This is a genomic window from Kocuria sp. NPDC057446, from assembly GCF_042802875.1.
In the GTDB taxonomy this organism is placed as follows: domain Bacteria; phylum Actinomycetota; class Actinomycetes; order Actinomycetales; family Micrococcaceae; genus Kocuria.
This window is the reverse complement of the sequence record NZ_JBHVDI010000026.1, coordinates 26,108-32,266: the sequence shown is the minus strand read 5'-3', so window position 1 is coordinate 32,266 and position 6,159 is coordinate 26,108. Positions and strand designations below refer to the sequence as shown.

The 6,159-nt window shown below is 71.1% G+C and carries 6 protein-coding genes; 4 read left to right on the top strand and 2 right to left on the bottom strand.

Translation table 11 applies throughout. The annotated features are described in order from the left end of the window. Nucleotides 1-57: 57 nt before the first annotated feature. Nucleotides 58-1,455 carry an MFS transporter gene (locus tag ACFU0Y_RS05350; protein WP_380213412.1) on the bottom strand — a complete coding sequence of 466 codons (1,398 nt, stop codon included), beginning with the start codon at nucleotides 1,453-1,455 and terminating at the stop codon, nucleotides 58-60. A gap of 178 nt (nucleotides 1,456-1,633) precedes the next feature. Here ACFU0Y_RS05350 and ACFU0Y_RS05345 point away from each other — a divergent pair, with 178 nt between their 5' ends. The 4 genes from ACFU0Y_RS05345 (at nucleotide 1,634) to ACFU0Y_RS05330 (ending at nucleotide 4,571) form a co-directional block, all read left to right on the top strand. Further along, the gene (locus ACFU0Y_RS05345; protein WP_380213411.1) at nucleotides 1,634-2,536 is read left to right on the top strand and encodes a LysR family transcriptional regulator; all 903 of its coding nucleotides are present in this window, start codon (nucleotides 1,634-1,636) and stop codon (nucleotides 2,534-2,536) included. Between the two features lie 169 nt (nucleotides 2,537-2,705). Further along, nucleotides 2,706-3,788, top strand: a complete 1,083-nt coding sequence (locus ACFU0Y_RS05340) for an aldo/keto reductase (RefSeq protein ID WP_380213410.1) — start codon at nucleotides 2,706-2,708, stop codon at nucleotides 3,786-3,788. A gap of 100 nt (nucleotides 3,789-3,888) precedes the next feature. After that, on the top strand, nucleotides 3,889-4,215 hold the full coding sequence (locus tag ACFU0Y_RS05335) for a PadR family transcriptional regulator (RefSeq protein WP_380213409.1): 327 nt from the start codon (nucleotides 3,889-3,891) through the stop codon (nucleotides 4,213-4,215). A 5-nt stretch (nucleotides 4,216-4,220) separates the two neighbouring features. After that, nucleotides 4,221-4,571 (top strand): DUF1048 domain-containing protein, encoded by a 351-nt coding sequence (locus tag ACFU0Y_RS05330; protein ID WP_380213408.1) that lies wholly within the window; start codon nucleotides 4,221-4,223, stop codon nucleotides 4,569-4,571. Nucleotides 4,572-4,659: 88 nt separating this feature from the next. Here ACFU0Y_RS05330 and ACFU0Y_RS05325 read toward each other — a convergent pair whose 3' ends face one another. Beyond that, nucleotides 4,660-6,105 (bottom strand): NupC/NupG family nucleoside CNT transporter, encoded by a 1,446-nt coding sequence (locus ACFU0Y_RS05325; protein ID WP_380213407.1) that lies wholly within the window; start codon nucleotides 6,103-6,105, stop codon nucleotides 4,660-4,662. Between the last annotated feature and the right edge of the window lie 54 nt (nucleotides 6,106-6,159).

Here is a 6,159-nt window from a genome sequence, read left to right as displayed (position 1 = left end):
GCGGCGGACCGGGGAGCCGGTCCGCCGCTGGGCGCGGGTGGGTGCGGGAGTCGGGGATCAGGAGGTCCGTTCCTCGGTGGCCTTCTCCTCCGCGAGCCGGCGCCGGTCCTCGGCGTCGATGTCGTGGAGGGAGATGCCCTTGGTCTCGCGCAGCGTGGCCACCGCGATCAGGGTGATGAGGCAGGCCACCGCGATGTAGATGGCGATCGGCACCCAGGAGTTGAACTCGCGCAGCAGCGCGGTCGCGATGATCGGGGCCAGCGAGCCGGCCACGATCGAGGTCACCTGGTAGCCCAGGGAGACGCCCGAGTAGCGCATCCGGGTCGGGAACATCTCGGCCATGATGGCCGGCTGCCCCGCGTACATGAGCGCGTGGATCATCAGGCCGATCGTGATGGCCGCCAGGATGATGAAGCTGTTGTCCGTGTTGAACATCGGGAACGCGATGAACGCCCAGAACGCGCCCAGGACCGCGCCGGCCGCGTACATCGGGCGGCGGCCTACCTTGTCGGTGAAGCGGCCGACGATCGGCACGCAGATCGCGTGGATCACGTGGGCGATGAGCAGCAGGAGCAGGATCCGGCTGGTGTCCACGTCCCGCTGGGTGGACAGGTAGGTGATCGAGAAGGTGACCACCACGTAGTAGAGGATGTTCTCCGCGAAGCGCAGGCCCATGGCGCCGAAGACGCCGCGGGGGTAGCGGCGGAAGACCTCGCCCACGCCGTAGGCGGCCGACTTCTTCTCGACGACCTCCTGCTGGGCCTCCTTGAAGATCGCGGCGTCCGTCACGTGGGTGCGGATGTAGTAGCCGATGGCCACGATGACCACCGAGAGCCAGAAGCCCACGCGCCAGCCCCAGGCGAGGAAGGCCTCCTCGGAGAGGGTGAAGGACAGGGAGAGCAGCACCACGGTGGCCAGCAGGTTGCCCAGCGGCACGGCGGCCTGCGGCCAGCTGGACCAGAAGCCGCGCTCCTTGTTGGGGGAGTGCTCGGCCACGAGCAGGACGGCCCCGCCCCACTCGCCGCCCACCGCGAAGCCCTGCACGAAGCGCAGGACCACGAGCATCGCCGCGGCCCAGTAGCCGATCTGGTCGTAGCCGGGCAGGCAGCCCATGAGGAACGTGGCGGCGCCGACCATGACGATCGAGATCTGCAGCAGGTGCTTGCGCCCGTACTTGTCGCCGAAGTGGCCGAAGACGATGCCGCCCAGCGGGCGGGCGATGAAGCCGACGGCGTAGATCAGGAACGCCTTGAGGATGCCGTCCAGCGGGTTGCCGGTGTCCACGAAGAACAGCTGGCCGAAGACCAGGGTGGACGCGGTGGCGAAGAGGAAGAACTCGTACCACTCCACCACCGTGCCGGCCATCGAGGCCGCCACGACCTTCTTCAGCCCGCCCCGGTTCTCGGGCGAGTCGTTCGGGTCCGCCGTGGCGGCGACCCTATCCTCAGTGCTCATGGGGGTTCTCCTCTTCCTGGGGAAACGGTGACGGTAGTCACAATGTTTGCCTACAGTGTGCGGATCTGTGGTGCGCTTCACAATGACCATGCGCTCGCGGCACCTGTGCAAAAATGCACATGCCATCCGGTGGTGGGTGCTCCCCGCGGCCGGGCCCGCCCACAGGAGGAGTCGTCCCTTGTCGCACGGTGCCGACGATCTCCTGCTGCTGCTCGCCGTGGTCCGCCACGGCTCCTACGCGGGTGCCGCCGCGGACCTCGGGCTCAGTCACACGACCGTGTCCCGGCGGATGGCGTCCCTCGAGAAGACCGTGGGCGCCCGGCTGCTCGTGCGCTCCGGGGACATGTGGGAGCCCAGTGAGATGGGCCGGAAGTTCGTGGCCGCCGGGGAGGAGATCGAGGCGGCGCTCGGCTCCCTGCCGCTCGGCGCGGGCGGGCGCGGGAACACCGTCCACGGGGTGGTGCGGGCGCTGGCCCCGGACGGCTTCGGCGGCGTGGTGATGGGCGCGGCCATGCGGCGGCTGATCGAGGAGCACCCCGGGGTGCGGCTGGAGATGATCAACGCCGCCCGGCGGGCGCAGACCAACCCCGTGGGCACCGACCTGGAGGTGGTGGTGGGGCGCCCGGAGGTCTCCCGCAAGGAGGCCCTCCACCTGGCCGACTACTCCCTGGGGGTCTACGCCTCGCGGGACTACCTCGCCGCCCACCCGCCGATCCGGACCCCCGACCAGGTGCAGGAGCACCCGCTCATCTACTTCGTGGAGTCCATGCAGGACGTCGCGGAGCTCGACATCCCGCGCCGGCGGTTCCCGCGGATGCGCCAGGGCGTGGGGGCGACGTCCTCGGTGGTGCACGTGGAGCTCACCCGCGCGGGCGCCGGGGTGGGACTGCTGCCCTGCTACCTCGCCGAGCGGACCGGGGACCTGGTGCGGCTCTTCCCCGAGGAGCTCTGGTTCCCCGTGGAGTACTGGGTGGTCTCCCGCGCCGACCTGCTGCGCCGGCCGGCTGTGCAGGCGGTCATGACCGCGATCCGCGCCGCCGTGACGGACATGCGGGAGGAGCTCGTCGCCGCTCCGCGGTGAGCGCCCCCGGTCGGTGCTCCCGGGTCGGCTCTCGGCGAATCCCCGGGTGCGGCCGGAGGCGGTCCCCGTACGCTCGGGAGCGATCCTGCCGCACGACGACGACGGCGACGGCGACGACCGCAACCACAACCATGACCTCGAGCACGACTGTGAGCAGAGGAGCAGATCCATGCAGTACACCCGACTCGGCCGTTCCGGCCTCTTCGTCTCCCGGCTGGCCCTGGGCACCATCCCCTTCGGCTCCGGCGGAGGGTTCGAGAAGATCGCCGGACTCGGCCCCGACGAGGCGAAGCGCCAGATCGACGAGGCCCTGGGCCGCGGCGTGAACTTCATCGACACCGCCAACCTGTACTCGGGCGGGGACTCCGAGCGCGTCCTGGGCGAGGTCCTGGGGCGCAGGCGGGACGACGTCGTCCTCACCTCCAAGGCGCGCACCCCCACCGGGGACGGCCCCAACGACGGCGGCGCGAGCCGGATCCACGTGACCCGGGCCGTCGAGGACAGCCTCCAGCGGCTGCGGACCGACCACCTCGACCTGCTCTACCTCCACCAGTGGGACGGGCAGACCCCGATCACCGAGACCATCGCCACGGCCAACGAGCTGATCCGGGCCGGGAAGATCCGCTACTGGGGCGTCTCCAACTACAACGGGTGGCAGCTGGCCAAGACGGTCTACGAGGCCCGGGCGGCCGGGCTCGAGGGGCCGGTGGCGCACCAGGCGTACTACACGCCGGAGGCCCGGGAGATCGAGTACGAGATCGTCCCGGCCGCCCGGGACCTCGGGATCGCGACCTTCGGCTGGAGCCCGCTGGGCGAGGGACTGCTCAACGGCCGGGTCCGCCGCGGCGCCGAGACCCCGTCCGACACCCGGCAGGGCACCGGCTGGCCCGAGCCCCACGTGGTGGACCGGGACCGGGCCTACGACCTCATCGAGCTCTTCGACGAGATCGCCGGGGAGCTCGGCTGGACGATCCCCCAGGTGGTGATCTCCTGGATCCTGGACCGTCCGGGCATCGACGGGACCGTGATCGCCGCGCGGCGGTTCGAGCACCTGCAGGAGGACCTCGACGCCGCCGAGCTGACCCTGCCGCAGGAGGCCCGGGACCGCATCACCACCGCCTCCCAGCTGCCCGCGTACTACCCGCTGTGGCACCGGCTGCTCAACGGCCAGGACCGGCCCGAGCCCGCGGAGGCGGAGTTCTACGCCGAGCAGCGGGCCCACGTGCTCGGCGAGGACCGGGCCGAGGGGTAGGGCACCGGCCGTCCGCGCGCCGGAGGTCTTGTGCCCACCACTACTCAGTGTTACTTTATACTGGTAGTCAACAACGCTGAGTAGCGGGACGAGGTGGCGCGTGGGCAAGCAGGCGACGGAGATGCTCAAGGGCACCCTGGAGGGCATCGTCCTGGCGGTCCTGTCCGGGCGGCCGGCGCACGGCTACGAGATCACGGCGTGGCTCCGCGAGCAGGGCTTCACCGACATCGCCGAGGGGACCATCTATGCGCTGCTGCTGAGGATCGAGCAGCGCGGCCTCGTCGACGTGGAGAAGGTCCCGTCCGAGAAGGGGCCGCCGCGCAAGGTGTACTCCCTGAACGCGCAGGGACAGGACGTGCTCGACGAGTTCTGGAGGACCTGGAGCTTCCTCGCTGAACGACTGGAACAGCTCCGCGGAGGAGGGTGAGGGCCATGTCCATCATGTCGAAGGTGATCGGCGACAAGCGGCAGTACCGGGAATACCGGACACGCGTGGCGCAGCTCCCGGCGAACTACCGCGACGCGGTCGAAGCGCTGGAGCGGTATCTGATGTACTCCCGCTCCTGGAGCGCCGAGGGCCTGATGTCGATGCTCGAGGACCTCGTCGATCTGTTCGAGCAGAGTGCCGCGCGCGGGACACCGATCCGGGGGATCGTCGGTGAGGACCCCGTGGAGTTCGCCGAGACGTTCCTGCGGACCTACTCGGACGGCGACTGGCTGAGCCAGGAGCGGCGGCGGCTGACCGACGCCATCGCTCGCGCCGAGAGCAGCGGGACGACCTGACAGCGGTCCGTGCGTCAACCGCTCCGGCAGGGACGCGCAACCACGGGGCCCCGAGCCCGGGCGCTCCCGCCACGAGCTCGGCAACCGGTCAGCCGATGAGCATGCCCGCGATCGTGGCGCTCATGAGGTTGGCGAGCGTCCCGCCGAGCACCGCCAGCAGACCGAGCCGGGCGATGTCCTTGCGGCGGCTCGGGGCGATGCCGCCGAGCCCGCCCAGCAGGATCGCCAGGGAGCCGAGGTTCGCGAAGCCGGTCAGGGCGAAGGTCACGATGGCCTGCGTCTTCGGGGAGTAGTCCCCGATCTGCGGGGCGAAGTCGGCGAACGCCACGAACTCGTTGAGCACGAGCTTCTGCCCGAGGAAGCTGCCGGCGTCGAGCGCCTCGACCCAGGGCACCCCCACGGCGAACATCACCGGCGCGAAGACGTACCCGAGGATCTGCTCGAGCGTGAGCTCGCCCTGACCGAACAGGCCGCCGACCGCGCCGAGGACGATGTTGACCAGCGCGATGAGCGAGATGAAGGCGATGAGCATGGCCCCGACGTTGAGGGCCAGGCTCAGGCCGTCGGACGCGCCGCGCGCCGCGGCGTCGATGACGTTGGCCGGCGCCTCGTCCTCCTCGGCCGGTCCGCCCGCCGCGTCCGTCGCGGACACCCGTGCCGGGTCGTCGGACCGGCTGTCCTCCTGCCGCCGGGCGATCTCGAGGGCCGCGTGCGAGGTCGCCCCGCGGCGGGTGCCGCCGGCCAGCCACCGGCGCGCGCCGCGGCGCTCCTGTGCCGGGTCCCCGGCGCCCCGATCGGTGCCAGCGCCGCTGTCCGGAGCGGCGCTGGACGCGTCGTCGTCGGCCCCCGGGGCGCCCGCGGCGTCGGGCGCGTCCTCCAGCGCCCCGGCGGGGACGAGGAGCTTGGCCATGAGCAGCGCGGCCGGGGCCGCCATGAAGGAGGCGGCGATGAGGTACTCGAGCGGGGCCCCGAGCAGGGAGTAGCCCACGAGCACCGAGCCGGCCACGGTCGCCAGCCCGCCGCACATCACGGCGAACAGCTCGGAGCGGGACATCCCGGGCACGTACGGCCGGATGACCAGCGGCGCCTCGGTCTGCCCCACGAAGATGTTGGCGGCCGCGTTCATCGACTCCGGCGTGGTGGTGCCGAGCAGCTTCGACAGCCCGCCGCCGATGATCTTCACGACCCACTGCAGGACGCCGAGGTAGTACAGCACCGAGGTCAGGGCCGCGAAGAACACGATGACCGGCAGCACCTGGAAGGCGAAGACCGAGCCCTCCTCGGGCAGGACCGGGCCGAAGAGGAAGTCGATGCCGGCGGCGGAGGAGTTGATGACGGCCTGGACCCCCAGGGTGACGGTCTCGAGCGCGGCCCGGCCGGCCGGGACGTAGAGCACGAGCACGCCGAAGCCCACCTGGATGGCCAGCGCCAGGGCGACCGTCCGGATCCGGATCCTGCGGCGGTCCACCGAGAACAGCACGGCGATGGCGAGGATCACGATCATCCCGCCGATGCCCCAGAGCACGTCGACCATGTGGGTTGTCCTTCCGTCGAGGTGGCCCGGGCCGCGGGCCGTGACGTCGGTGCG